This window comes from Streptomyces sp. NPDC058221, assembly GCF_042882365.1.
Classification (GTDB): domain Bacteria; phylum Actinomycetota; class Actinomycetes; order Streptomycetales; family Streptomycetaceae; genus Streptomyces.
This window is the reverse complement of sequence record NZ_JBHVWF010000036.1, coordinates 13,511-38,622: the sequence shown is the minus strand read 5'-3', so window position 1 is coordinate 38,622 and position 25,112 is coordinate 13,511. Positions and strand designations below refer to the sequence as shown.

Genomic DNA, 25,112 nt, shown 5'->3' with positions numbered 1-25,112 from the left:
CGTCGAACAGGCCGCCCAGTTGGGTGAGGCTGGACTGCGGCCCCCGGCAGGGCCCGTGTGTCCGGGCCCTGCCGACCCCGGATCGCCCTGTACTCCGATGACGGGATGACGCATGGTACGCAGGGGGCGGTCGACCCGACGACCTGTGCGCCGCGATGGAGGAGGACAACTTCATGACGGAACCCGACCCCGGACTCTTCGGGCCCGAATCGGTCACCTGGCAGATGCACGGCGACCCGATGATGTGGGTGGCGGGGGTGCGTGCGCTGTATCTCCAGGCGCTGCACCCGCGCGCGGTGCGCGGCGTCATGCAGAACTCCGACTTCCGCAAGGACGCCTGGGGCCGGCTGATGCGCACGGCCGGCTTCGTCGGCACCATCACCTACGGCACCACCGAGGCCGCCGAGAAGGCGGGCGCCCGGGTCCGCAGGATCCACCGGCTCCTCAAGGCCACCGACCCGCACACCGGCGAGACGTACGGCATCGACGACCCCGAACTGCTGCTGTGGATCCACTGCGCCGAAGTCGACTCCTACCTCCGGGTCCAGCGGCGCTCCGGATTCCCGCTCACCGACGCGCAGGCCGACCGGTACATCGACGAACACCGACACAGCGCCCGGCTGGTCGGACTCGACCCGGCCGGTGTCCCCGCGACCACCGCACAGCTGGCCGCCTACTTCGAGCGGGTGCGGCCCCAACTGGCCTTCTCCGCCGATGCGTCGGACGTCGACGACTTCCTGCGGCAGCCACCGGTCCACCCCCTGCTGGTGCCCGCGCGCGCCCTGCTATGGCGGCGCGTCGCGAACCTCGCCTACCAGTCGCTGCCCCCGTACGCCCATGAGCTGTACGGCAGACCCGCGCCGCCGGCGGCCACCGTCGACCGGCGGCTGCGCACCGCCGGAACCCTCCTGCGGGCCATCCCGTCGCGGCTGCGCTGGCAGCTCCCGCCGGGCCATATTCTCAAGGCCATGGCACGGCTCGGCCCCGGCAGCCGCCCCACCCCGTACAAACTGAAGAGGCAGGCAGCCATACTGGACGGGCCGGGGAGGGCGCAGCAACAGTAGGCGGAGTGACGGGGGCGACAGCGGGGATGGCGGAAACCAGGCTGATCCAGAGCCGGTACCGACTGCTCGATCTGATCGGGCGGGGCGGGATGGGCGAGGTGTGGCGCGCCCGCGACGAATCGCTGGGCCGCCAGGTCGCCGTCAAGTGCCTCAAGCCGATGGGCCCGCAGCACGACCAGGACTTCACCCGGGTCCTGCGCGAACGCTTCCGCCGTGAGGCCCGGGTCGCGGCCGCCCTCCAGCACCGGGGCGTCACCGTCGTCCACGACTTCGGCGAGCACGAGGGCGTGCTCTATCTGGTGATGGAGCTCCTGGACGGCCGCAACCTCAGCCAGCTCCTGGAGGACAACGAGCAGCACCCGCTGCCGGTCGACGACGTCGTCGACATCGCCGAGCAGGTCGCCGACGCCCTCGGCTACACCCACCAGCAGGGCATCGTCCACCGCGACCTCAAGCCCGCCAACATCATGCGGCTGGCCGACGGGACGGTGAAGATCTGCGACTTCGGCATCGCCAGGCTCGGCCACGACATCAACGTCACCTCACGTCTCACCGGTGTGGGCATCGCCATGGGAACCCCGCACTACATGTCGCCCGAGCAGATCAGCGGCGGCCAGATCGACCACCGCAGCGACCTCTACTCACTGGGCTGCGTGCTTTACGAGATCGCCACGGGAGCGCCGCCGTTCGATCTGGACGACGCCTGGGGCGTGCTCGTCGGACACCGCGACACCCCGCCGGAGCCCCTGCGCTCGCACCGGGCCGAACTCCCCGGATTCTTCGACCGCGTCGTCCTGGAACTCCTCGCCAAGACCCCGGAGCAGCGGCCCGCCGACGCGGGCGACCTGCGCCGCCGCATCGCCGTCGGCCGCACCGGCGAGCAGCCGCACCTGGAGCCGACCGGACGGGTGCTGCTCGCGCCGCCCGCCCCGGTCGAACATCCCGGCGCACGGCCCGGCTCCGGACCGCGGCTGCCCGCCTGGACCCGTGGCATGACGAGCGGGCACAAGGCGACGGGCGCCGGGACGCCGGGCCTCGCGCCGCCCGACCACTCGGCGGGTCTGACCGGCGCGTGGACCACGGGCACCGACCCGCGCGTCCCCACCGGATCCGCTCCGTCGGCGAGGGCCGAGCGGCCCACGCCCTCGCCGGAACTCCTCGCCATACTCGCCAGCCGCCACAGCGCCGGCCTCAACCTGGGGCGCCTCGGCCACTGGGACGAGGCGGGCGAGGTCCACCGGGCGGTCGCCGCCGAACGCGAACAGGCACTCGGCCCCGACCATCCGGACACGCTCTGCAGCCGCTACGAGGTCGGGTTCACCCTCAGCCGCACCGGGCGCGCGGCGGACGCGCTGCGGGAGTTCGGGCGCGTCGCCGAGGGCCGCGAGCGGACGCTGGGCCCCGACCACGCGGAGACTCTCGCGGCCCGTCAGGAGGTGGCCTACGTACTGGGCCAGCTCGGCCGCCACTTCGAGGCCCACCAGGTGTACGCCGACGTCCTCGCCTCCCGGGAACGCTCCATGGGACCCGACCACCCCGACACTCTGCGCTGCCGTCACAACCTGGCGTTCAACCTCAGCAGGCTCGGGCGGCCGGAGGAGTCGTACCGCATGGCGCGCGACGTCGCGGAGGCCCGCGCCAGGCTGCTCGGCGCCACCCACCCCGACACCCTGGTCACCCGCTACGAGGTCGGCTACACGCTGGGCCGGCTCGGCCGGTGGACGGAGGCCCTGCGGGTCTACCGCGAGGTCGTCCAGCTGCGGTCGCAGGCGCTGGGCGCGGACCACCCCGACACCCTCGCCGCCCGCTACGAGGTGGGTATCAGCCTCGGCCGGCTGGGCCGCAGCGCCGAGGCGCTGGAGCTGTACCGCGTGCTCGTCGGCGACCGGACCAGGGTCAGCGGCCCGGACGACCCCGAGACCCTCCGCGCCCGCCACGGACTGGGCGTCAACCTGGGCCGGCTGGCCCGCTGGGACGAAGCCCTGGCCGAATCGCACGCGGTGTGCGCGACCCGGGAACGCGTCCTGGGCGCCGACCACGCCGACACCCTGGTCAGCCTCCGTGAGGTCGCGGTCGGCCTCGGCTGGCTCGGCCGCTGGGCCGAGGCGCTCACCGCCTACCGGCAGGTCGCCGAGGTACGGACCCGGCTGCTGGGCGCCGACCACCCCGACGCCCTCGCGAGCCGCAACGACGAGGCGCACTGCCTCGAACAGCTAGGCCGGGGAACGGAAGCGGTCGAGCTGTACCGGCAGGTCGCGGCCCTGCGGCAGCAGCGCGGCATCCCGTCGTCCTGATCCGCGCAGCCCGCCGCATGCCCTGGTCAGGGCCCGTCGTCCGTGTTACCAAGGGGCATGCCCGAACCCGACAGCTATGACGCCGTCATCGTGGGCGGCGGTCACAACGGTCTCGTCGCCGCCGCCTACCTCGCCCGCGCCGGCCAGTCCGTCCTGGTCCTGGAACGCCTGGGAACCACCGGGGGAGCGGCTGTCTCGACCCGGCCGTTCGCGGGTGTCGACGCCAGGCTGTCGCGATACTCGTACCTGGTGTCCCTGCTGCCGCCGAAGATCGTCCGGGAGCTCGGCCTCGACTTCGCCGTACGCAAGCGGACCGTCTCCTCGTACACCCCCGCCGTCCGCGACGGGCACGCCACCGGACTGCTCGTCGGCGGCGACGGCACCCGCGACTCCTTCGCCGCGCTCACCGGCTCGGACCGGGAGTACGAGGCCTGGGGACGCTTCTACGCCCGCACCGGCCAGGTCGCAGAGCGGGTCTTCCCGACCCTCACCGAACCGCTGCCCACCCGCGACGCGCTCCGCGAACGGATCGGCGACGCGGACGCCTGGCGGATGCTGTTCGAGGAGCCCATCGGCGTCGCCGTCGAGGAGAACTTCGAGGACGATCTCGTACGCGGCGTCGTGCTCACCGACGCGCTGATCGGCACCTTCGCCGGCGCGCACGATCCCTCGCTGCTCCAGAACCGCTGTTTCCTCTACCACGTGATCGGCGGCGGCACCGGTGACTGGGACGTGCCGGTCGGCGGCATGGGCGCGCTCACCGACGCCCTCGCCGGGGCAGCACGCGCGGCCGGGGCGCAGATCCGCACCGGCCACGAGGCGGTCCGCATCGACACCGACGGCACGCACGCCGAGGTGACGGTGCGGGCGGACGGCGCCGAGCGGACCGTCGGCGCCCGGCGCGTCCTGGTCAACGCCTCGCCCCAGGCCCTTGCCGCCCTTCTCGGAGAAGAACCGCCGGTGCCCGCCGAAGGGGCCCAGCTGAAGGTGAACATGCTGCTCACCCGGCTGCCCCGGTTGCGTGACCGCTCCGTGGATCCGCGGCAGGCGTTCGCCGGGACCTTCCACATCGCCGAGGGCTACGGACAGCTGGCCGACGCCTATCGGGACGCGGCGGCGGGCCGGCTGCCGGCCGCGCCTCCGTCCGAGATCTACTGCCACTCGCTGACGGATCCCTCGATCCTGGGCGCGGAGCTCGCCGCCCGGGGCTACCAGACCCTCACCCTGTTCGGCCTGCACACCCCGGCCCGCCTCTTCGCCGCGGACAACGGGGCGACGCGCGCGGCCCTGCTCAAGGCGACCCTCGCCGAACTCGACTCCCATCTGGAGGAGCCGATCACGGACTGCCTGGCCCTAGACGGGAACGGCGAGCCCTGCATCGAGGCGAAGACACCACTGGACCTGGAGCGGGAGCTGCGGCTGCCCGGCGGCCATATCTTCCACCGGGACCTCGCCTTCCCGTACGCCACCGGGGCGACCGGCCGTTGGGGCGTGGAGACCGCGCACGCCAACGTCCTGCTGTGCGGGGCCGGCGCGGTGCGCGGCGGTGGCGTCAGCGGGGTCCCCGGCCACAACGCCGCGATGGCGGCGCTGGGCCGGTGACCGGTACCGCTACTGTCCGAACGCGCCGCGCAGGGCCTCGATCTTGCGCGGCAGGTCGTACTCCGCGCCGCCCTCGTGGCCGTTGTACGTGAACACCTCGATCTGCGCCGGCCCCGCATAGCGGTGGTAGGCGGCGAACACCGTGGACGACGGGCAGATCTTGTCCATCAGACCCACCGAGAACCAGGCGGGGGCGGTGGCCCGCGCCGCGAAGTTCACCCCGTCGAAGTAGGACAGGGTCTGCATCGCCTCGTCGATCCGGAACCGGTGCCCGGACAGCCAGCGCGCGATCTCCGCGTACGGACCCGCGTCCGTGATCTGCGAGGCCCGCCGGTAGTGGCAGAGGAACGGCACATCGGCGACGGCCGCCACGACGTCGTCCCGCAGCCCCGCCACGGCGAGCGCGAGGCCGCCGCCCTGGCTGCCGCCGAGCACCGCCACCCGGGAGGCGTCCACGCCGTCGTGCGCCTTCGCCGCGTCCACGGCCCGCACCGCGTCGGTGATGAGCCGGCGGTAGTAGTGCCGGTAGGGGTCCTCGATGCCCCGGGTCAGGAAGCCGGGGGAGGAGGAGCCGTTCCCGTCCGGACCGACGTCCACGGTGTCGGCGGTGTTCTTGCCGCCGCCGCCCTGGCCCCGGTTGTCCATGACCAGATGGGCGTAGCCCAGGGCGCTCCACGTCAGCCAGGAGTACGGGATGCCCCGGCCGCCGTTGTAGCCGATGTACTGCACGACGACGGGCAGCGGACCCGAGCGGACCAGGGGCAGCAGCAGCCACGCCTTCACCGGCTGTCCGCCCCAGCCGGTGAACGTCACGTCGAACACGTCGACGGTGGCGAATCCGGCGTCGTACGGCACGAACTCGGCGTCCAGGCCGTGCCGGGCCGTCTCGGCGAGTGTCTTCTCCCAGAAGGCGTCGAAGTCGGCCGGCTCCTCGGGCTCAGGCCGGTAGTCGCGCAGCCGGTCCAGTGGCATGTCGAACAGCAAGGGTCTAGCTCCTCTTCAGGGTGAGGTTGAGGGTTGCGCCGTGGCGGCCGGCGGTGTCGGCGGTGATCCGGATGCCGCCGCCGGCCGGTGCGGCGCTCACCCCCGGGTCCGCCGAGACGACGGTCAGCCCACGCAGCGCCAGGTCGAGGACGACGGATGACCGCAGCTGGGTCGGGTCGGAGACGGCGACGGTCACGGTGCTGCCCTGCGGCCGGACGAGGACCGAGGCCGGCCCGTCCGAGGTGAGTTCCTGCGCAGTTCCCGCAGACCAGAAGTTCGCGGCGAGCAGTCCGTCCGCGCTGCGGCGGACCGCGTGCACGGCGGCGGAGTCCGCGACCGGTGTCACCGGGGGCGCGGCGGACAGCTGCTTCGTACGCTCGGCGGACGCCGCCGGGGCCTGCAGCCAGAAGTAGCCCGCCCCGCTCGGAGCGGCACCGTGGTCCTGCCACAGCGTCAGATAGGGGCGGGTGACGGAGGTGTCCGTGCCGTATTTGAGGTTGATCTCGCGCCAGGTCGCGGTCCGGTCCTCGCGCAGCCCGTGCAGCGTGACGGGCGCCGGGAAGACGTAGCCGCCGGTCCCGGCGACATGCAGCCACCGCACCTCGTCCAGCCGCGCCGACCATCCGGTGTCCGCCGGGGCGGCCTCGCCGTTGACGAGCAGCGCCGCCTTCGCGTCCCGCAGCTTCCGGTTCTCCACCACGGTCTCCGCCGTGCCGGCGTCGGCGGTGATGCCCGAACCGACGCAGGCGATGACGTCGTCCAGGCAGAACCAGCTCTTCAGGCCGTGCAGCGAACTGCCGAACGCCCGGAGCTCCATGCCGTACGCGGCGAGCGTGGTGCCCGGCAGTGCGGCGCCGCCCGCCCAGTCGGAGGTGCTGGCGGTGCGCTGACCCGCTGCGTCGGCGGGCCGGCCCGCGATGACGGTGGTGCCGGGCAGCCGTGCCGGGTCGACCGTCGGCCAGTAGTCCTCGCTGTAGTGGCCGAGGTCGTCCGTGTAGAGGAGCACCATGCCGTCGGAGAGGTGCCAGGCGTGCAGGTTCTCGTTCTGGATCGACTCGTAGTTGTAGATCCGGGACGAGTACGCGGAGATGCCGAGGGCGAACGAGGGCCGGTGGTGGGCCGCCTTGTCCATCCGGGGGTGCTGCTTGTGGGCGACCAGCGGACCGCGCGCCGGCACGGACGAGGCGATGACCTGCCGGGCCGCGACGAGTGAGGCGAGATCGGTGACGGTCAGGAAGTCGCGGTAGGTGTCCTCGGCGATCCACTGCTTGACCAGGGCGGTGAACCGGTCGGCGGTCTCGCCGGGGAAGCCCGGGATCAGCCGCACCACCGCCTCGATGACCGTCTGGGCCGAGACGTGGCCCTGCTTGCTGGGCCGGGCGATCTCGCGACCGCACACCGATGCCATCACGTCACCGCGCACCAGCAGCGGGTCGAAGCCCTCGTCGACCCAGCCGCGGACGTTGTCCAGGTCCGGGTCGGTCACCGTCCACGCCGTGCCCGCGAGGAGGTTCAGCAGCCGCGAGAGGTTGTTGAGCAGCTCCTTGCCGTAGCCGCCGTTGTACGGGTGCTTGTAGTGCTGGAGGAACGAGCCGTCGGAGTAGAAGCCCTCGCCCGTGCCCTCGGCCGCCGCGCTGACGTCGTTGAAGGCGAGGACGCTGTTGGCGCCCGAACCCTCGACGTCCGAAAGAGCGTCACGGACCCGGACGAGGTCCTCGCCGCTGTCGCGCAGCACGGCGTTCACGGCGACGACGGTGGAGATCCACACCCGGTTGGCGCCGGTGGCGATCTGCCGGTCGGCCCGCCACAGGTTCGGGTCGGGCGTGTAGTGCCGGACGGCCTCGTTGATCCGGGCGAGCCGCTCGTCGCCGAGGGCGTCGTAGAGCAGCACAGTCGCGTCGTTGAGCGCGAGCGCGGAGCCGATCTCCCAGTCCCAGTCGTTGTCGAACCGGGTGTGGCCGGGGCCGTAGCGGTTGGTCAGCATCCAGTCGATGCCCGCCGGCAGCAGATCGCGCAGTGCGGTGTCGCCGTACTGCGGGGTGCCGGGCACGGCCCACGCGGTCGCGACCGTGGCGAGCCTTTTGAACGACGTCGTGACGTGGTTGGAGAGCGTGGTGCTGGTCAGGTCCGGGAACAGCCCGTCGGTACGGGCCGGGTCCAGGCCGTTGGCGGAGGTTGTCGCGGCCTTGCCGATCCTGGCCACGGCGGCGGCGATCTGTGGGTCCGTCAGATCGAGGCCGGGTCCTCCGGTCAGCAGGGTGTGCCACCGGGCGCGCAGGGCGGTGGGGTCGTCGACGGGGATGTCCCCGGCGCCGGCGGCCTGCGCGGTGCCCGCCGCGAGCGGCAGCGCGGCGGCCGCGCCGAGCGCCGCCGCACCGGCGAGAACGGTGCGGCGGGTGGCGCCGCCGGTGGTGCCTCGGGTGGTGCCTGGGTTCATGGTGCTGCCCTCACAGAAGGTGTCGGCGGTCGACGGCAGCGGCGAGCGCCGCATGGCCGGAAGGGTTGGGGTGCAGGCCGTCGCCGCTGTCGTACGCGGGCCGCATCCGCTCCGGGTGATCCGGGTCGCGCACGGCCGCGTCGAAGTCGGCCACGCCGTCGAAGACTCGGCCGGCCCGCACCGCCGCGTTGATCCGCAGCCGCACGGTCTCCAGCTCCGGTGTCCAGCGGGTCCAGCCCCCGAACGGGGCGATGGTCGCGCCGACCGCCCGCAGCCCGGAGTCCCGTGAGCGCAGCACCAGCTGCCGGTATCCGGCCAGGACGAGCGCGGGGTCCGTCTGGCTCGGCGGCTGCTGGAGGTCGTTGACTCCGAGGTGGACCAGCACGGTCCGCAGCCCGGGCAGGGACAGCACATCGCGGTCGAAGCGGGCCTGCCCGCCGGGACCGAACCGGGCGTCGTCCAGCAGTACCCGGTTGCCGCTGATCCCGAGGTTCGCGACGGCCGCACCGGGCAGCCGCCGGGCCAGCAGGTCGGGCCAGCGCAGATCGGAGTCGTCGGGGGTGCCGACGCCCTCCGCGATGGAGTCGCCGAGCACCGCGACGACCGGCCCGTGCGCCCCCGTCACCTCGACACCGGTCAGCAGGTACACCGAGGCGGTGCGCTCCCCGTCGACGTCGTGCGAGGCATGGGTGTTGCGGTGGAAGGACAACGGTCCGGTGGGGCCGGGCAGTTCGGTCCGCACCGTCAGCAGGGACGCCTCGGCGGCCTGCAGGCCCGCGATCGCGTCACTGGTCAGCGAGGCGCCCGCGGCGAGCCACGCCTGCCGCCGTCCGCCGAACGTCACGGGCCTGCCGCCCGCGGTCACCGGACCGATCAGTACGGGCGCCGTGCCGAAGGCGTGCCCGTAGCGCAGTCGCACCTGCCCGCCGGCCGAGAGCCGGACGTTCGCGGTGAACGTCGCGTCGGTCAGCCCGGTGCTCGCCACCGGGTCGGTGTCGGTCGGCGCGGTCTGGGCCGTCGCCCAGGAGGCCGTCCAGCGCGGGCGGCGCGTATCGCCGCCCGCTCCCTCGGCGGCGTGCGCGCCCGGCGCCGCCACCGCGACGGCGGCCAGCCCTGCCGCCGCCGTCAGCACCCCGCGTCTGGCGGGCCCCCGGCCGGTCACTGCGGGCACGCGCCGGTCGGGGCGTACTCGCTGCCATAGGTGCCGACCGCGTCGCCACCGGTGTTCTCGCTCATGGTGTTGGTGCAGACGGGGCCCTGCGGGGTGCGCATGAACTTGATGCCGCCGCCCGCGTTCCCGGTGATCGTGTTGCCGTAGATGCTGGTGGCGGTGCCGTCGGTCGCCGTGTCGCCGCCGAGCCTGATGCCCGCACCGACGTTGTCGTGGATGGTGTTGTAGCGGAAGATGTTGCCGCTGCCGCGCGCGTCGAGCCCGCCGGAGCTGGGGTCCTTCTGCTGGCTGCAGTCGTTGTACTCGACGTAGTTGCTGGTCGAGTTCTCCTTCACGTCGACGCACTCGTTGCCCCGGGTGGTGATCGTGTTGTGGTGGATGCGGTTGTTGCGGCTGACGTCGGGGGCCGCGTCCGGGGCGCCGTTCGCGCCCTGCTGTTCGGGGGCCGTGCCGAGGTAGATGCCCTCGCCGTTCTTGCCGCCGCCGCCGAACTTGAAGTCCGCGACGCCGCAGTCGGTGATGGTGTTGCCCGAGATGTCGGCGCCGGTCACGAGATAGCGCACCCGCAGGCATTCGTCGGCCGCGTTCTTCAGGGTCATATCGGTGATGTGCAGATCGCCCACACCGTTGCCGGGAGTCGTGCTCATGACATATATGAGCTTGAGGCGGTACCCCGACACATCGGTGGACGAGCCGTGCAGCCCGTCCACGGTGAATCCCCTCAGCGTCGTCGAGTCGTGCCGCACCTGGATGATCCGGGTGCCGCCGGCCCCCTTCACCACCGCGTTCGAAGGGCCCGTGAGGGTGACCCCGGCGCGCTTGGTGACGACATCCTGCTTGTACGTGCCGGCAGCGAGGTTCACCACCGCGCCCGCCGGCGCCAGATCGACCGCCTTCTGGATCGTGGCGAACGGGGACCCCGCCGACGTACCGGAGTTGGTGTCGCTGCCGGACGGCGACACGTAGTAGTCGGCGGCGGCCGTAGCGGCCACCGTGGGCGGGGCGAGGGCGAGCGGGGTGCCGACGGCGAGTGCGGCGACGAGGGCGGTGCGCAGTGCGTGGCTCATGGGGTGTGCCTCCTGGGATCAGCGAAGGACAGAGCGAGCAGTACGGGAATGCTGGGGCCGAGAAGCAGTGGCCCCAGCGGTACGACGAGAGAGAGCAGGACGGCGGAGACCACCGCGCCGAGCAGGGCGGTGCCCCGGGCGGCCGAGCCGAAGCCGAGCGCCAGCGCGCCCCGGGTCCAGCTCCGCACGGTGCCGCCGGGCGCCCGGCCGGCCTCGGCCGCGAGCGCCACATGGTGGATGACCAGAGCGGCCGCGATACCCGCCTGCGCGGCGAGCAGCACAAACGTCCACGGCTCCGAACGGCCCATCAGATAGACGATGTTGGCGGTCAGGACGGCTGCCGCCGCCGTGGAGGCGAGCCCGTGCCGCCACAGGGCCCGCCAGTACCGGGGGAAGGACTCGAACGTGCGGGTGAAGCAGTGGCTGTCTCCCTCGGCCCGCCACCGCTGGATACCGTGCGCCATCGCGGCGAGCGCGGGCAGCCAGGTCACCACCCCCAGCGAGAGCACGACGAACGCGGCCCCGGCGGCTGCCGGATAGGCCACGAACTCCAGCCGCCGCAGCAGCGTCGGCCAACTGGACGAGAGAGCTGCCTGCATGGGTCAGCCGACCTTTCCTGTGTACGGTTCCGGCACGTCGAGGAGGACCGTGCCGTTCCGTTCGAGCCGGGTGGCCGCCACCACGTACGGCGCGCCGCCCGAGGTGAGCAGCACGGCCGCGGCGTCGGCGTGGACATCGCCGGTACGGATCCGGCGGGTGACGGGGGAGAGCAGTACGGTCTCCGCACCGAAGGTCACTCCGTTCCCCTCCGCGCAGGGAACCTGCTCGGCGTCCGCGCCCGCCTCCGGGGCGATCGCTGTGAGGAACAGCCCCTCGGTGGACCGGGAGGTCGCCGAACGCAGGGTGTGCAGGGTCCGGTTGAGGCTCAGTCCGGGGGTGCTGGACGTCGGGTTGGCCACCACCTCGGTGACCTCGCAGACGATGCGGCCGTCGGAGGGTGCGAACTGCCGCACCCTCGCCGAGGCTGTCCCCGACCGGATCAGCCGGCTGCCGTCGGGCAGGGCCTCGGTGGGCCGGTCGGTCTGGAGCAGGAACGTCCACTCGCGTGCCGCGTCCGCCTCGGCGAGGTCCAGCAGCACCAGCCGCCCCGACGGGGTGAACACCAGCGTCCGGTCCAGCCGCCGCACCCCGAGCGCCGGGTCGTACATCGCGGCGATCTCCGCCGTGGCGTGCGCCCATCCGCAGTCGGGGGAGAGGAGCACATCGCGCTGCCGGGCCTGCCGCTCGAACGGGATGTCCCGGTACACGTGGTACCGGTCCTCGTCAGCGTAGCCCTGCCCGTCCACCAGCAGCAGATTGTGGTGAGCGGCCCGCTTGCGGTTGCTGTAGCCCTCGTCCACCGCGAGGAACTCGCCCTGTGAGACCAGCACGAAGGAGCCCGAATCCGGGTGGTGGTGCCCCTGGTTCAGGGTCTCCCAGCCCCGCTCCACCCGGTGCGTCCCGGCGGTCTCCCAGGCCCGGTGGCCACCACCCGGGCTCGCCTTGAACGAGACCAGTGTGGCGTCCTCGTCCCATCCCGTGCGCGCGGCCAGCAGCCCGAGATCCGGGAAGAACGCCCGGGTCTCGGTGGGGCGGGCCGCGCGCACGGACGGGTCGTACCAGAGGTATTCGAGGTAGGCCTCCGGCAGGATCCCCGGCCGCACTCCGCTCTCGGCCGCCTCCTGCCACAACAGTTCGCCCGAGGCCAGATCACCCATCCACTGGGCCTCCGGGATGCCGTACTGCGCGCCGAGGCGATAGTACAGAGCGGCGCTGTGACCGCTGCGCCGGTCGTGGCAGTCACCGTGGTCGACGTTGAACGCGAAGCCGGGCGCGGTCTGGTGCAGCCGGTAGCGGAACGTGCGGGACATGAAACCGCCGCGGTCCCACCAGTCGATGCCCTCCGCTTCCTTCAGGAGGTCCAGGTGGATGGCGAGGAAGGGCACGCCGTAACGCCAGTACACGACACCTTCGGCGTGCGAGCCGTCCTCGGGCATCAGGTCGAGCACGGTCCCGAGATTGTCCTTGGCGCGCTCGGTCCACTCCTCCTTGCCGAGCACGTACCCGGCCGTCGCCAGTCCCGCGTAGCAGATCCAGTTGTGGTTCTGCCAGTACGAGGAGGACCACCAGCTGCCCTCGCTCGCCACCGCGTACTCGTACATCCGCCGCCCCTGGAGCAGCAGCTTGTACCGCAGCAGCGCCCGGACCCCGTCCGGCAGTTCGTCGCCGATCCACTTGTACGTGAGGGCCAGGTGGTGCAGCAGCCAGCCGGCGTCCAGGTCGTGGTCCGGCATATGGGCCTTGCCCCAGTGGGGCAGCCGCACCGCGGCCTCGATCCAGCGCCGGCTCTCCGCCAGATGGGCCGGATCGCCGCCCACCCGGTAGGCCAGCGCCGGGTTGGAGGCCGCCGGACCCAGCCAGGTGATGCTGGCCAGCGGGTGCGTACGGGGCGGGGTCAGCCCGCGGTGGCGGGCAGCCTCCTCGTACAGCCGGGTCTCCTGCGCGGGGCGCGGTCCGGGCGGCGGGGTCGCCGAGAGCAACAAGGGTCAGTCCTCCGATCGGAACCGTGCGGTGCTGCCGTCGGCGAGACGGACCGTCAGCCCGTCGTCCGCCAGCCGTACGTCGGTCACGGCGGGGCCGGCCGACGCCGCCTGGTACACCGAGGCGAAGGTGGCCCGGTCGGTGACGGCGGTGAAGTCGACCCGGGTGCGCACCCGCTGGGGGTCATCTGCCGGCCCGGGGCCCGGGGTGCTCACCGGGCGCACCGGTACCCCGGCGAGGTGCGTGTGCCAGCCGTGCAGGGTCTCGTCGCCGTACCAGGTGGTGCGCACCGGGCCGGTGGCCTGCACCTGGACGTCCAGCGCGGTACCCGGACGCAGCTGAGCGGTGATGCGCCGGTCCTCCCCGGCGGACACGGTCAGCAGGTCCACCAGATAGCCGTCGCCCGCCACGATCCGCCGGACCGCCCGCACCCCCTCGTACGCGGTGGTCACCTCGGCCGTCACCGAGCGCTCGTCCGAAGCCACCAGTGTGCCCGTGCACTCGGCCTGTTCGCCGTCGTCCACCCGGAATGCCGGATGCGCCTCGGCCGATGCGTACAGATCACGGAACTCGGCGTGGGCGTAGGGGACCTGACCGGGGTCGGGCTGCCACGGAGTCGTATCGCCGTAGAGATAAAGAGACAACTTGTCCCGATGGCCGTGCGAGCCGCCGTGCGGGCCGAAGTCCAGCAGCGCGTGGATGCCCGCGACCCGCAACACCCCGTAACCCGCCGACCCGAACACCGTCAGCGCACCGGGCGCGGCCCGCTCCGGCAGCGGCGGACCGGCGAACCAGCCGCCCAGCTCCCGGTCGAGACCGTCGTCCGCGTCACCGAGCTCGGCACGGGCCCGCCCGGCCACCTGCTCCAGGGCGGCGGACGGCACCAACTGCTGAGCCAGTGCGACCAGTTCGAGCCACTCCAGAGCCAGCGGACCGCGCAGATACGGACCGTCGTGCAGCGCGGGCAGAATGCCGCCCGGCGTCGCGATCGTCGCCAGCACATCCGTCATCCCGGCCAGCACACCCACCACATCGGCCGGAACGGCCGCCGGGTCGGTGCCCCGCAGCGCCAGCAGCGCCGCCCGCAGCACGAACCCGTGGTAGTAGGTACTGCCCTCCCACTCCCAGCCGTCCTCGGCGACCGCGACCCGCAGATGCGCGTACAGGCCGTGCTCGCCCTCCAGCCACTCCTTGCCGCCGTCCCACCTCAGCCCGCGCGCCGCGGCGGCGCCGCGACCGGCTGCCACCCCGGCGGCGTTGAGCCACGCCGTGTAGTTCGAGGCGAGCTGCCCTTTGCCGGTCAGCACGGACCGGGCGTCCAGGGCCGAGCGCTCCAGCGCGTCCAGCAGCGGCAGCACCCCGGCCAGGTCGTCCGTGCCGTGCTCGGCGAGCGTGATGACCGCGTGGCCGATGTTCACCGCCCAGATCGCGTCGGTCAGCGCCTGGTGGAAGAGCCGGCCGCGCAGCATCCAGCCCTGCGCCTCGCCGTGCTGCGCGGTGGCCAGTTCCTCGTACAGGCCCGCGTACTCGACGAGCCGGGCCACCGCCTCGGCGCGTTCGCCGCGGTGGGCGAGCACCCGCAGATGCCGCGCCCACGCCTGGTGCGACAGCACCAGCCAGGCGCCGCGCACCGCCTCGTTGTCCACCCTGCAGCCGTACGCACAGCGCGCGCCGCCCTCGGGGAACACCCCGGCGAGCACATCGCCGTGGTCCAGCTCGACACCGTGCGCCGGGCACACATAGGCGTGCCACCAGCCGCCCCGCTCCCGGGCGATGCCCCTCAACGCGGCCACACGCCACCGTCGATGTCCACGGTGGTGGCGGTCAGGAAGCCGGACGCGGGCGACGCCAGGTGGACGACGGCCGAGCCGACGTCCTGCGGAGTGCCGGCCCGGCCCACCGGGATGCCCGCCTCCATCGCCTGCTGCGCCTCGGGCGCGGTGAACGTGTCGTGGAAGGCGGTGCCCTTGATGAAGCCCGGTGCCACGGCGTTCACCGTGATGCCGGTGCCGCCGAGCTCCTTGGCCAGGCCCTTGGTGAAGCCGATGACTCCGGCCTTGGCCGCCGCGTAGGCGACCGAGCCGGGGCCGCCGCCGTTGTGCGCGGCCAGCGAGGCCATGGTGATGACGCGCCCGGCCGACGACTTCGTCAGATGCGGCAGGGCGGCCCGCACGGTGCGGAATGTCGAGGTCAGATTGGTGGAGATGACCTGGTCGAAGTGGGCGTCGGACATCTCGGCGATCTTCGCCCGGCCGATCAGGTGCCCGGCGTTGCAGACCAGGACATCAAGTCCGCCGAGGAAGCCGGTGGCCTCCTCAACGAGGCGGTCGACCTCGGACGTCACCGTCACATCGGCCTGGAACGCCTTGGCCCGCCGGCCCAGCGCCTCGATCTCCGAGACCGTCTTCGCGGCCTCGTCGGCGGAGGAGTGGTAGTGGACGGCGACGTCGGCGCCGGCCTCGGCGAGGGCGACGGCGATGGCACGGCCGATGCCGTGGCCCGCTCCGGTCACCAGCGCGCGGGAACCTTGGAGATCAGCAGACATGGGGGGAAACCCTTTCGATAACCGGTCAATGAGGACCGGGACCGGTCACTTGAGACCGGCGGTTGCGAAGCCCTGCACGAAGTAGCGCTGGCCGATGAGAAAGAGAACGACCATGGGGAGGGTGGCGAGCGTGGTGCCGGCCATCAGGAAGTGCCACTGGGTGCCGTTCTCGGTCTTGAAGACGGAGAGCCCGACCTGGATCACCCGGAGATTGTCCGAATGGGTGACCAGCAACGGCCAGAGGAAGTTGTTCCACGACGACTCGAAGGTCAGCAGTGCCACCGTGATGAACGCGGGCTTGACCTGCGGGGACATGATCCTGGAGTAGATGCGGAACTCCCCGAGCCCGTCGAGACGGGCAGCCTCCTCCAGCTCCACCGGGAGATCCAGATAGAACTGCCGGAAGAGGAAGACGGCGAAGGGGGTCACCGCGCCGGGCACGATGAGCGCCCACCAGGAGTCGAGCCAGCCGCTGCCGCCCTGGCCGAAGAGGTCGTTCCCGCCGGCCAGTGGCATGAAGCGGACGATCAGGAACTCCGGCAGCACTTTGGTGTACGTCGGGATCATCAGCGCCGCGATGAACAGGTAGAAGATGACCTCGCTGCCCCGGAACCTGATCCGGGCCAGTGAGTACCCGGCCATCGACGCCACCAGGACGTTGATGAGGGTGTGGCTGAACGCGATGATGAAGCTGTTCCGGGCGTACGTGGCGAAGGGCGCGGCTTTCAGAGCGTCGACGTAGTTGCCGAACTCCCAGTGTTCCGGCAGCAGTCCGGCGTCCTGCGACGCGATCTCCACCGGGCTCTTGAGCGAGGTCAGCACCATCCAGACGAACGGCACCACCATCAGCAGCGAGACGACGGACAGCGTCACATAGAGCGCGACCCGGCCGCCGGAGAGCGGCTTTCTCTTCGCCGCGGGGCGGGGCTTGTGCCCGGTCGCGGGCTTGTGCAGCTCAGCTGTGGCCACGGGTGCCTCCCATGATCCGCCGGTTGACCAGAGTGAAGCCCATCAGCAGGACGAAGAGCACCAGTGACTGGGCGCAGGCGTAGCCGACGCGGAACTCCCGGAAGGCGGACTTGTAGATCTCATACGTCATCATCGTGGTGCTGTTGGCGGGTCCGCCGTCGGTGAGGATGTAGATCTGGTCGAAGGACTGGAACGCGGTGATCATCGAGGTGATGAGCACGAAGAACGTCGCCGGCTTCAGGAGCGGCAGCGTGATGGAGAAGAACTGCCGCACCTTGGACGCGCCGTCCACCGAGGCTGCTTCGTACAACTCCTTCGGCATGGACTGCAGAGCGGCCAAGTAGATGAGCATCTTCATGCCGATGCCCTGCCAGATGCCGACCAGGATGACCGAGGGCATCGCCCATGATGTCGAGGAGAGCCAGGCCGGGCCGTTGATGCCGACGAGTGACAGCAGGGTGTTGAACAGCCCGTTGCCCGGGTTGTAGATCCACAGCCAGACCAGTGCGATCGCGACCGTGGCGGTGACCTGGGGCAGGAAGATCGCGGTGCGGAAGATGCCCCGCGCCTTCAGGCCCGTGTGCAGGGCCAAGGCCACCAGCAGACCCAGCGCCATGCCGAACGGCACGGTGAAGAAGGTGTAGATGACGGTGTTCACGATGGACTTGCGGAAGACCGCGTCGTCCAGCATGTCCCGGAAGTTGTCGAGCCCCACGAACTGCGGTGCGGTGAGCACGTCGTACTTCGTGAAGGCCAGCACCACCGAGGCCACGACCGGCAGGCCGATCCACAGGGAGGCGTGCAGCAGGGCGGGCGTCACCATCAGCATGCCGGCCCGCTGCCTGCGGCGTCCCGGGCCGGTCGGGGTCCTGCCGGTGCGCTTCTTGGCGGACGCGTCGTTATCGGGCGGGGCAGGCGGCCGCGCGGGCCGTGCCTTCAATACGGATGTCGTTCCCACAGTGACGCCTCACATCCGGCCGATGGCGGCCTCGGCGAGACGGCCGAGTTCCGCGATGGCGTCCTTGGCGGACTGGCCGCCCACGATCGCGGGCTCCAGCGTCGGCTTGATCTTCTCGCGGATCTCCATCCACGCAGCGGTGCCGCCCTCCGAGCGGGCGGCGCTCATGTTCTGCAGCGAGAGGTCGACGAACTTGTTCTCCTTCACATAGCCGGATTCGTTGAGATCCTTGAGCCCCGGCACCGAACCGCGCTGCTTGGCTGCGCCCAGGATCGACTCGGGCGTCGCGAGGTACTCGACCAATGCGCGGGCCGCGGCGGGGTGTTTGGAACTCGCCGACTGGGTGACCAGGGTGCCGCCCTGGAGCATCGCCGGACGGCGGTTGGCGAGGACGAAGCAGCCGAGCGTGTCGTCCTTCAGCAGGTCGGGCGACTGGTCACGGACCTGTTCCCACAGGGCGCTGGTCGTCATCATCATCGACGCCTTGCCGGTCTGGACGTTCGACGGGGCACCGGCGTCCGTCTTCTTCGTGTAGTCGGAGGAGCCGTCCTTCGACAGGTCCTTGAAGAACTGCAGCGCCTCGACACCCCGCTTGTCGGTGAACAACACCTTCTTGCCGTCCTCGCTGAACAGCTGACCGCCGTTGGCGAAGAGGAAAGTCTCCCAACACTGGCGCAATTCAATGGAGAACGGGTCGAAACCGATCCGGCCGCCCTTCGTCAGCTGCTTGGCCACGGCCCGCAGCTCCGACCAGTTGGCCGGAGTCTTCTTGATCCCGGCTTCGGCGAAGTGGTCCTTGCGGTAAACGACGATGCGGGTGTCCAGGACCACCGGCAGCGCGTACAGCTTGCCGTCGTAGCGGGAGGGCTCCAGCACCCGCTTCTCGTAGTCGTGCGCCGTGGCGAACTTCTCGGGCAGCGGGGCGATCGCCTTCTTGGCCGCGAACGGGGGGATCCAGCCGACGCCCATCATCAGCACATCGGGCAGCAGGCCGCCCGCAAGGCCGGTGGTGATCTTCTCGTTGAGCTGCGCATACGTGGTGTAGTCCACGTTCACCTTGACGTCCGGATACTTCTTCCGGAAGCCGCCGAGGATCTCCTTCTCCAGCAGTGTCTTGCCGTCGGCGCCTTCGTAGATCGGGGTGAGCAGCGTGATCTCGCCCTCGGCGGGACCGTCGGCGGAGCCGGCTGCCGAGGAGCCGGTGCCGCAGCCGGAGAGTGCGGCCGCAGCCGTCCCGGCGCCGATGGCAGCGAGCAGCGACCGTCGTTTGAGTTCCATGGGCACCCCTTTTGAGGTGGAGGCAGTGGATCGATCCAGCGATGACAACCCGGCTCTGGCTGGGAAGTGCTGGTAAATCGATGCACTGAGACTAGGAACGTGCCGAGAGGTGCGTCAACAGCTGATGCACAACAATTTTCAGGGAAGTTAACGGGTGTACCGGTGAAGAGAGTTCAGTAAATCGGTACACTAGTCTGGCTGAACACGTTCCGAACCGGAGGTGGCATGAGCGGGGTAACGATCCATCAGGTCGCGGAGGCCGCGGGAGTATCCGCGAGCACCGTGTCGAACGTCCTCAACGGGCGTACGGACCGTATGCAGGCGGCCACCCTGGCCCGCGTGGAGCGGGTGATCGAGGAGCTCAGCTACCGGCCCAACCGTGCGGCGCGGATGCTGCGCACCGGCCGGATCAAGGTCATCGGCCTGATCGTGCCGTCCGTCGCCAACCCCTTTTGGGGTGCGCTCGCCCGGGAGCTGGAGGCCATCGCGCTGGCCGAGGGCTACCACGTACTGCTCTGCAACAGTGAGCGCGACCCGGCCCGCGAACTCAAGTACGGCGAGGAACTGCTGGCCGACGGGGTGAGCGGAGTGGTGCTCTGTTCCTCGCTGCCCTCGCTCGACCACGTGGCGCCGCTGCTCGGCCGGGGCCTGAAGATGGTCGCCTTCGACCGCACCGCCCAGGCCGGCGATCCGGCGTCGCTGGCCTCCATCAGCGTCGACAACGCGATGGGCGCCGAGCTCGCCACCCGTCATCTGCTGGATCTTGGCCACCGCCGGCTGGCGTTCGTCTCGGGATCGGTCAACAGTGTCAACCGCCGTGAGCGGCTGCGCGGCTTCCGGGCCGCCCTGGAGTCGGCGGGACTCGACCCGGCCGACGCGATCGTCTGGCCCGGCGCCGACACCGCCGAGTTCGGCGACAAGGACGCCGCCGAGCTGGGGCGCAACGCCGCCCGTGAACTGCTGGCCGGGCCGCGCCCGCCCACCGCGTTCGTCGCCATCAACGACATGTGCGCGATCGGGATCTGCCGGGGAGCGAAGGACGCCGGGCACAGTGCGGGCCAGGACGTCTCCGTGGTCGGGTTCGACGACATCCTGCTCGCCGACCTCTTCGAACCGCCGCTCACCACGGTCCGCCAGCCGCTGCCGGAGATGGCCGCCGAGACGTTTCAGCAGCTGCGAGCCCGTATCGACTCGGCGCCCGTCGCGGGACGTTCGCTCCTGATCAGGCCCCGGCTGGTCGTACGGGAGTCGACCGCGCCCGCACCGGCCGGAGCGACGGTGCCGGCAAGCCGTGCGCGCACCGTCGCCCCGGCGGCCCCGACCGGAGCGCGCCGGTGAGCGGGACCGCGCGGCAGGCGGTGCGAGGGTGCCGGTACTGAAGCGATGCCCTCGCACCGCGTCCGGGCGGGGACCGGGTGCGTGGTCCCGGGCTCCGCCCGGAAGCGGCCGCGTCAGTTCGCCGAGGCCGTCCAGCCGTTCGCCTCGATACGGCGGGCGTCGACCGGTCTGCCCTCGTCGAAGAGCGTGCGGCCACCGTCCTCGACCCGGACGGCGTCGACGTACACCCCTCGGCCGACGTACAGCTGATCCGTGGCGTACCGCCAGCGCAGCCGCACTTCGGTGCCCTGCCAGGCCGACAGGTCCGCGTCCATCCGGTGCCAGACCCGTCCCGACCAGCCCGAGACGGAACCGGCCGGATGGGGTTCGGCCTGCGGCCGTTGCTCCTGCGGCGTGGGGACGGTGGTGAAGGGCACCGGCTGCCAGGTGGCCCCGCCGTCCGACGAGCCCTCCAGGAACAGGAAGTCGGAGTCCGGTTCGGTGTCCCACCACAGGGCACAGCGCAGCCCGGCCCGCGACGACGCGAGAGCCAGCGGGGGGAGTGTCAGCGTGGCGGATGACGCGCTGGCCAGGCCGGAGAACCACGCCGTGCGGCCCCGGGCGGGCGGAACCGCGACGGCGCGTGCCAGCTGGTTGGCGGTGGCGACGCGCGGCGCGCTGCCGGAACGCCAGTTGCGCACTGGGTGCACCGAGTTGCCCAGCACGATCAGGAACGTGTCCGTGGTCGGGTCCAGGACCAGGCTGGTACCGGTGAAACCGGTGTGGCCCGCCGTGCGCGGAGTGGCCATCGCCCCCATGTACCAGTGTTGGTAGAGCTCGAAGCCGAGGCCGTGCGCGTCACCCGGGAACGCCGTGTTGAAGTCGGTGAACAGTAGGTCCACCGAGTGGGCCGAGAGGATCCTCGCACGCCCGTAGACCCCGCCGTTGAGGAGCGTGCGGGCCAGGATCGCCAGGTCCCAGGCGCAGGAGAAGACACCTGCGTGACCGGCGACGCCGTCGAGGCTGTAGGCGTTCTCGTCGTGCACCTCGCCCCAGACCAGCCCGCGCTCAAGACCGGACCACGGCGCCCGGGCGTCCTCGGTCGCGGCGATCTTCGGCTTCCAGGAGGCCGGCGGGTTGTAGCGGGTGCGGTGCATCCCGAGCGGAGCGGTGATCTGCTCGCGGAGCAGTACGTCCTCGGTGCGGCCGGTGATCTTCTCCAGTACCAGCTGGAGTGAGATCAGATTGAGGTCGGAGTAGAGGTACGCGGTGCCGGGCGGGCTCGCCGGCACCTCGTTCCAGATCAGTTCCAGCTTCCCCTCCCGGGTCGGCGCCGAGTAGAGCGGGATCCAGGCGCGGAAGCCCGAGGTGTGGGTGAGCAGCTGGCGGATCGTGACGTCCTGCTTGCCGCCACCGGCGAAGTCGGGGAGGTACGAGGCGACGGTCGCCTCCAGCTCCAGCCTGCCGCGCTCGATCTGCTGCACGGCCAGGATCGAGGTGAACAGCTTCGACACCGACGCCAGGTCGAAGACCGTGTCCTGGGCCATGGGGATCTGCTGTTCCGGCGGGAACTCCACACCGGTGTCGGTCTTCTCGTCGTATGCCGCATAGCGCAGCGCCTTGCCGATCGGCCGGTGCAGCGCGACCGTTCCGCCCCGCCCCGCGAGCAGCACCGCACCGGCGTACCAGGGATGCCCGGAGGAGTCGTCGAGATATCTCTCCGCCTCGGTCACCAGCTGATCGAGCGGTTCCTGAAGCAGCCCGGCGCGGGCGGCGGACCCGCGCCGCAGCGTCGGCCTGCTCTGTCCGGACGGTGATCCCGCCGCCGTTCCTGTGCGCATACCCGACGACCCCGCCCCCGACTCCGTTGCGGACGCCCGTTCCGTGAACGGAATCGGCGCCAGGGCGAGTGCTCCGCCCAGGGCCAGCATCCCACCGCCCAGCCGCCGTCGGCTGATGCCGCCACCCGCCGTGTCCTCGGTCATCCGGAACCCCTTCCCGCTGCGTGAAAGTAACTTTCGAAATCTCGTCCGACCGTGAAACTTCCTGCCGAGGCAGAGGGTACTGTCAGCGCCCGCCGTCCCGGAGGGCCCGGAGCCACAAAGAATCTGACACTGCATCAGAAAATCTCTTCCCTCGGCTGCGCGACTGCGGCATCCTGCCGCCCATGGAGACGGAGCTGAGCAAGAAACTGGGGATCGAGCACGCCATCTTCGGCTTCACGCCGTTCCCCGCGGTGGCCGCGGCCATCACCCGGGCAGGCGGATTCGGTGTGCTCGGAGCGGTCCGCTACACCGCCCCCGACGACCTCGCACGCGACCTCGACTGGATGCAGGAGCACACCGACGGCAAACCGTACGGCCTCGACGTCGTCATGCCCGCGAAGAAGGTGGAGGGCGTGAGCGAGGCCGATGTGGAGGCGATGATCCCGGCCGGACACCGGCAGTTCGTCCAGGACACCCTCGCCAAGCACGGCGTCCCCGAGCTCGCCGAGGGCGAGGCCTCCGGCTGGCGCATCACCGGCTGGATGGAGGAAGTCGCACGCAACCAGCTCGACGTGGCGTTCGACTACCCCATCAAGCTCCTGGCCAACGCGCTGGGCTCACCGCCCGCCGACGTCATCGCCCGCGCCCACGACCAGGACGTGCTGGTCGCCGCCCTCGCCGGCAGCGCCAGGCACGCCCGGCACCACGCGGACGCCGGCATCGACATCGTCGTCGCCCAGGGGTACGAAGCGGGCGGCCACACCGGGGAGATCGCCTCCATGGTGCTGGTCCCGGACGTCGTGGACGCCGTGGGCCCGCTCCCCGTCCTCGCAGCAGGCGGCATCGGCAGCGGCGAACAGGCCGCCGCCGGGCTCGCCCTCGGCGCGCAGGGCGTCTGGCTCGGCTCCCTCTGGCTCACCACCGAGGAGGCCGACATGCACTCCCGCGCCCTGACCGCCAAACTCCTCGCCGCGGGATCAGGCGACACCGTCCGCTCCCGCGCCCTCACCGGCAAACCCGCACGCCAGCTCCGTACCGAATGGACCGACGCCTGGGACGACCCGTCGGGACCCGGCACCCTGCCCATGCCGCTGCAGGGGCTGCTGGTCGCCGAGGCCGTCTCGCGGATCCAGAAGTACGAGACGGGCGCCCTGCTCGGCACCCCCGTCGGCCAGATCGTCGGCCGGATGAACACCGAGCGCAGCGTGCAGGCCGTCTTCGACGACCTCACCCGGGGATTCGAACGTGCCGTGGACCGGATCAACCGCATCGCCGGACGGAGCACCGCATGAACCAGCCGCCCAACGGCTTCTGGGCCCAGGCCACCGCCGACCCCGACCGTACGATCCTGATCGCACCCGACGGCGAGAAGTGGACGGCCGGACGGCTGCACGCAGACGCCAACCGCATGGTCCACGGACTGCGCGCCGCCGGTCTGGAGGAAGGCGACTCCTTCGCCGTCGTCCTGCCCAACGGCGTCGAGTTCCTCACCGCCTACCTGGCCGCCTCGCAGGCCGGGTTCTATCTCGTCCCCGTCAACCACCATCTCGTCGGACCCGAGATCGCCTGGATCGTCTCCGACTCCGGCGCCAAGGTGCTCATCGCCCACGAACGCTTCACCGACGCCGCGACCGCCGCCGCCGACGAGGCGAAGCTGCCGGCGAGCCACCGCTACGGCGTCGGCGCGGTCGACGGCTTCCGCCCGTACGGCGAACTGCTGGAGAACCGGCCGGTATCGCCCCCCGAGGGGCGCACCCTCGGCTGGGTCATGAACTACACCTCCGGCACCACGGGCCGGCCGCGCGGCATCCGGCGCCCGCTGCCCGGCAAACTGCCCGAGGAGACCTACCTCGGCGGCTTCCTCGGCATCTTCGGCATCAAGCCGTTCGACGGCAACGTCCATCTGGTCTGCTCACCGCTCTACCACACCGCGGTCCTCCAGTTCGCCGGAGCGGCCCTGCACATCGGCCACCCGCTGGTCCTGATGGACAAGTGGTCGCCCGAGGAGATGCTGCGGGCGATGGACACCCACCGCTGCACCCACACACACATGGTCCCGACCCAGTTCCACCGCCTGCTCGCCCTCCCCGACGAGGTGAAGCAGAGGTACGACGTCACGGCGATGCGCCACGCCATCCACGGAGCGGCTCCCTGCCCCGACCACGTCAAACGGGCCATGATCGACTGGTGGGGCCGGTGCGTCGAGGAGTACTACGCGGCCAGCGAGGGCGGCGGCGCCTTCGCCACCGCCGAGGACTGGCTGAGGAAACCGGGCACCGTCGGCCGGGCCTGGCCGATCAGCGAACTCGCGGTGTACGACGACGAGGGCACCCGCCTCGCCCCCGGCGAGCTGGGCACCGTCTACATGAAGATGAGCACCGGCGGATTCAGTTACCACAAGGACGAGGGCAAGACCCGGAAGAACCGCATCGGGGACTTCTTCACCGTGGGCGACCTCGGCGTCCTCGACGAGGACGGGTACCTCTTCCTCCGCGACCGCAAGATCGACATGATCATCTCGGGCGGGGTCAACATCTACCCCGCCGAGATCGAGAGCGCTCTGCTCACCCACCCCGCGGTCGCCGACGCCGCGGTCTTCGGCATTCCGCACGCCGACTGGGGCGAAGAGGTGAAGGCGGTCGTCGAACCCGCCGAGGGGCACGAGGGCGGAGACGCACTCGCCGCCGAGATCCTCGCCCACAGCGCGGAGCTGCTCGCCGGCTACAAACGCCCCAAAACCCTCGACTTCATCACGACGATGCCCCGGGACCCCAACGGCAAGCTGTACAAACGGCGTCTGCGCGAGCCCTACTGGGAGTCACACGCCTGATCCGGGCGAAGGGCCCTCGCTCACGGGGGCC

The 25,112-nt window shown here is 71.3% G+C and carries 18 protein-coding genes; 6 read left to right on the top strand and 12 right to left on the bottom strand.

From position 1 onward, the window contains the following. Positions 1-173 precede the first annotated feature (173 nt). From ACFVW8_RS14650 to ACFVW8_RS14640, 3 genes are read left to right on the top strand one after another with little or no spacing between them, the layout of a single operon-like run. Positions 174-1,064: an oxygenase MpaB family protein gene (locus ACFVW8_RS14650; RefSeq protein WP_389689738.1), complete on the top strand. Its 891-nt coding sequence runs from the start codon at positions 174-176 to the stop codon at positions 1,062-1,064. A gap of 26 nt (positions 1,065-1,090) precedes the next feature. Continuing rightward, positions 1,091-3,358 carry a tetratricopeptide repeat protein gene (locus tag ACFVW8_RS14645; protein WP_389689771.1) on the top strand — a complete coding sequence of 756 codons (2,268 nt, stop codon included), beginning with the start codon at positions 1,091-1,093 and terminating at the stop codon, positions 3,356-3,358. 57 nt (positions 3,359-3,415) lie between these two features. Continuing rightward, positions 3,416-4,960 (top strand): phytoene desaturase family protein, encoded by a 1,545-nt coding sequence (locus ACFVW8_RS14640; RefSeq protein WP_389689736.1) that lies wholly within the window; start codon positions 3,416-3,418, stop codon positions 4,958-4,960. A 9-nt stretch (positions 4,961-4,969) separates the two neighbouring features. Here ACFVW8_RS14640 and ACFVW8_RS14635 read toward each other — a convergent pair whose 3' ends face one another. The 11 genes from ACFVW8_RS14635 to ACFVW8_RS14585 form a co-directional block, all read right to left on the bottom strand. After that, a complete protein-coding gene (locus tag ACFVW8_RS14635) occupies positions 4,970-5,944 on the bottom strand; it encodes an acetylxylan esterase (RefSeq protein WP_389689734.1) in 975 nt (324 codons plus the stop codon). Between the two features lie 4 nt (positions 5,945-5,948). Then, positions 5,949-8,435: a polysaccharide lyase 8 family protein gene (locus ACFVW8_RS14630; RefSeq protein WP_389689732.1), complete on the bottom strand. Its 2,487-nt coding sequence runs from the start codon at positions 8,433-8,435 to the stop codon at positions 5,949-5,951. Further along, positions 8,392-9,552 (bottom strand): SGNH/GDSL hydrolase family protein, encoded by a 1,161-nt coding sequence (locus tag ACFVW8_RS14625; protein ID WP_389689730.1) that lies wholly within the window; start codon positions 9,550-9,552, stop codon positions 8,392-8,394. Before ACFVW8_RS14625 ends, ACFVW8_RS14630 begins: the two co-directional genes overlap by 44 nt. Beyond that, positions 9,540-10,619: a DUF1565 domain-containing protein gene (locus ACFVW8_RS14620; RefSeq protein ID WP_389689728.1), complete on the bottom strand. Its 1,080-nt coding sequence runs from the start codon at positions 10,617-10,619 to the stop codon at positions 9,540-9,542. The genes ACFVW8_RS14625 and ACFVW8_RS14620 overlap by 13 nt, the downstream gene beginning before the upstream one ends. Beyond that, entirely contained in the window at positions 10,616-11,218 is a 603-nt protein-coding gene (locus tag ACFVW8_RS14615) for a DUF624 domain-containing protein (RefSeq protein WP_389689726.1), read from the bottom strand. Before ACFVW8_RS14615 ends, ACFVW8_RS14620 begins: the two co-directional genes overlap by 4 nt. A gap of 3 nt (positions 11,219-11,221) precedes the next feature. Further along, positions 11,222-13,201, bottom strand: a complete 1,980-nt coding sequence (locus ACFVW8_RS14610) for a hypothetical protein (RefSeq protein WP_389689724.1) — start codon at positions 13,199-13,201, stop codon at positions 11,222-11,224. Positions 13,202-13,204: 3 nt separating this feature from the next. Next, positions 13,205-14,992, bottom strand: a complete 1,788-nt coding sequence (locus ACFVW8_RS14605; protein WP_389689722.1) for a heparinase II/III family protein — start codon at positions 14,990-14,992, stop codon at positions 13,205-13,207. Next, complete coding sequence (locus ACFVW8_RS14600; RefSeq protein ID WP_389689720.1) at positions 14,980-15,744, bottom strand: SDR family NAD(P)-dependent oxidoreductase; 765 nt, start codon at positions 15,742-15,744, stop codon at positions 14,980-14,982. The genes ACFVW8_RS14605 and ACFVW8_RS14600 overlap by 13 nt, the downstream gene beginning before the upstream one ends. A 45-nt stretch (positions 15,745-15,789) precedes the next feature. Further along, positions 15,790-16,713, bottom strand: coding sequence for a carbohydrate ABC transporter permease (locus ACFVW8_RS14595; protein ID WP_389689718.1), 924 nt, complete (start codon positions 16,711-16,713; stop codon positions 15,790-15,792). After that, complete coding sequence (locus ACFVW8_RS14590; protein WP_389689716.1) at positions 16,700-17,542, bottom strand: carbohydrate ABC transporter permease; 843 nt, start codon at positions 17,540-17,542, stop codon at positions 16,700-16,702. Before ACFVW8_RS14590 ends, ACFVW8_RS14595 begins: the two co-directional genes overlap by 14 nt. A gap of 138 nt (positions 17,543-17,680) precedes the next feature. Then, entirely contained in the window at positions 17,681-18,949 is a 1,269-nt protein-coding gene (locus ACFVW8_RS14585) for an ABC transporter substrate-binding protein (RefSeq protein WP_389689714.1), read from the bottom strand. Positions 18,950-19,174: 225 nt separating this feature from the next. Here ACFVW8_RS14585 and ACFVW8_RS14580 point away from each other — a divergent pair, with 225 nt between their 5' ends. Further along, entirely contained in the window at positions 19,175-20,287 is a 1,113-nt protein-coding gene (locus ACFVW8_RS14580) for a LacI family DNA-binding transcriptional regulator (RefSeq protein ID WP_389689712.1), read from the top strand. Positions 20,288-20,400: 113 nt separating this feature from the next. Here the strand turns inward: ACFVW8_RS14580 and ACFVW8_RS14575 are convergent, their stop codons facing one another. After that, positions 20,401-22,251 (bottom strand): serine hydrolase, encoded by a 1,851-nt coding sequence (locus tag ACFVW8_RS14575; protein ID WP_389689710.1) that lies wholly within the window; start codon positions 22,249-22,251, stop codon positions 20,401-20,403. Positions 22,252-22,433: 182 nt separating this feature from the next. Here ACFVW8_RS14575 and ACFVW8_RS14570 point away from each other — a divergent pair, with 182 nt between their 5' ends. Next, positions 22,434-23,543 carry an NAD(P)H-dependent flavin oxidoreductase gene (locus tag ACFVW8_RS14570; RefSeq protein ID WP_389689708.1) on the top strand — a complete coding sequence of 370 codons (1,110 nt, stop codon included), beginning with the start codon at positions 22,434-22,436 and terminating at the stop codon, positions 23,541-23,543. Further along, positions 23,540-25,081 carry an acyl-CoA synthetase gene (locus tag ACFVW8_RS14565; protein ID WP_389689706.1) on the top strand — a complete coding sequence of 514 codons (1,542 nt, stop codon included), beginning with the start codon at positions 23,540-23,542 and terminating at the stop codon, positions 25,079-25,081. Before ACFVW8_RS14570 ends, ACFVW8_RS14565 begins: the two co-directional genes overlap by 4 nt. Positions 25,082-25,112: the final 31 nt, after the last annotated feature.

Excerpts from the sequence above, each read along its gene's own strand:
- ACFVW8_RS14650 (WP_389689738.1), top strand. The coding sequence starts at position 174 with ATGACGGAACCCGACCCCGGACTCTTCGGGCCCGAATCGGTCACCTGG.
- ACFVW8_RS14645 (WP_389689771.1), top strand. The coding sequence starts at position 1,091 with ATGGCGGAAACCAGGCTGATCCAGAGCCGGTACCGACTGCTCGATCTG.
- ACFVW8_RS14640 (WP_389689736.1), top strand. The coding sequence starts at position 3,416 with ATGCCCGAACCCGACAGCTATGACGCCGTCATCGTGGGCGGCGGTCAC.
- ACFVW8_RS14630 (WP_389689732.1), bottom strand. The coding sequence starts at position 8,435 with ATGCGGCGCTCGCCGCTGCCGTCGACCGCCGACACCTTCTGTGAGGGC.
- ACFVW8_RS14620 (WP_389689728.1), bottom strand. The coding sequence starts at position 10,619 with ATGAGCCACGCACTGCGCACCGCCCTCGTCGCCGCACTCGCCGTCGGC.
- ACFVW8_RS14615 (WP_389689726.1), bottom strand. The coding sequence starts at position 11,218 with ATGCAGGCAGCTCTCTCGTCCAGTTGGCCGACGCTGCTGCGGCGGCTG.
- ACFVW8_RS14600 (WP_389689720.1), bottom strand. The coding sequence starts at position 15,744 with ATGTCTGCTGATCTCCAAGGTTCCCGCGCGCTGGTGACCGGAGCGGGC.
- ACFVW8_RS14590 (WP_389689716.1), bottom strand. The coding sequence starts at position 17,542 with ATGCTGATGGTGACGCCCGCCCTGCTGCACGCCTCCCTGTGGATCGGC.
- ACFVW8_RS14585 (WP_389689714.1), bottom strand. The coding sequence starts at position 18,949 with ATGGAACTCAAACGACGGTCGCTGCTCGCTGCCATCGGCGCCGGGACG.
- ACFVW8_RS14580 (WP_389689712.1), top strand. The coding sequence starts at position 19,175 with ATGAGCGGGGTAACGATCCATCAGGTCGCGGAGGCCGCGGGAGTATCC.
- ACFVW8_RS14575 (WP_389689710.1), bottom strand. The coding sequence starts at position 22,251 with ATGACCGAGGACACGGCGGGTGGCGGCATCAGCCGACGGCGGCTGGGC.
- ACFVW8_RS14570 (WP_389689708.1), top strand. The coding sequence starts at position 22,434 with ATGGAGACGGAGCTGAGCAAGAAACTGGGGATCGAGCACGCCATCTTC.
- ACFVW8_RS14565 (WP_389689706.1), top strand. The coding sequence starts at position 23,540 with ATGAACCAGCCGCCCAACGGCTTCTGGGCCCAGGCCACCGCCGACCCC.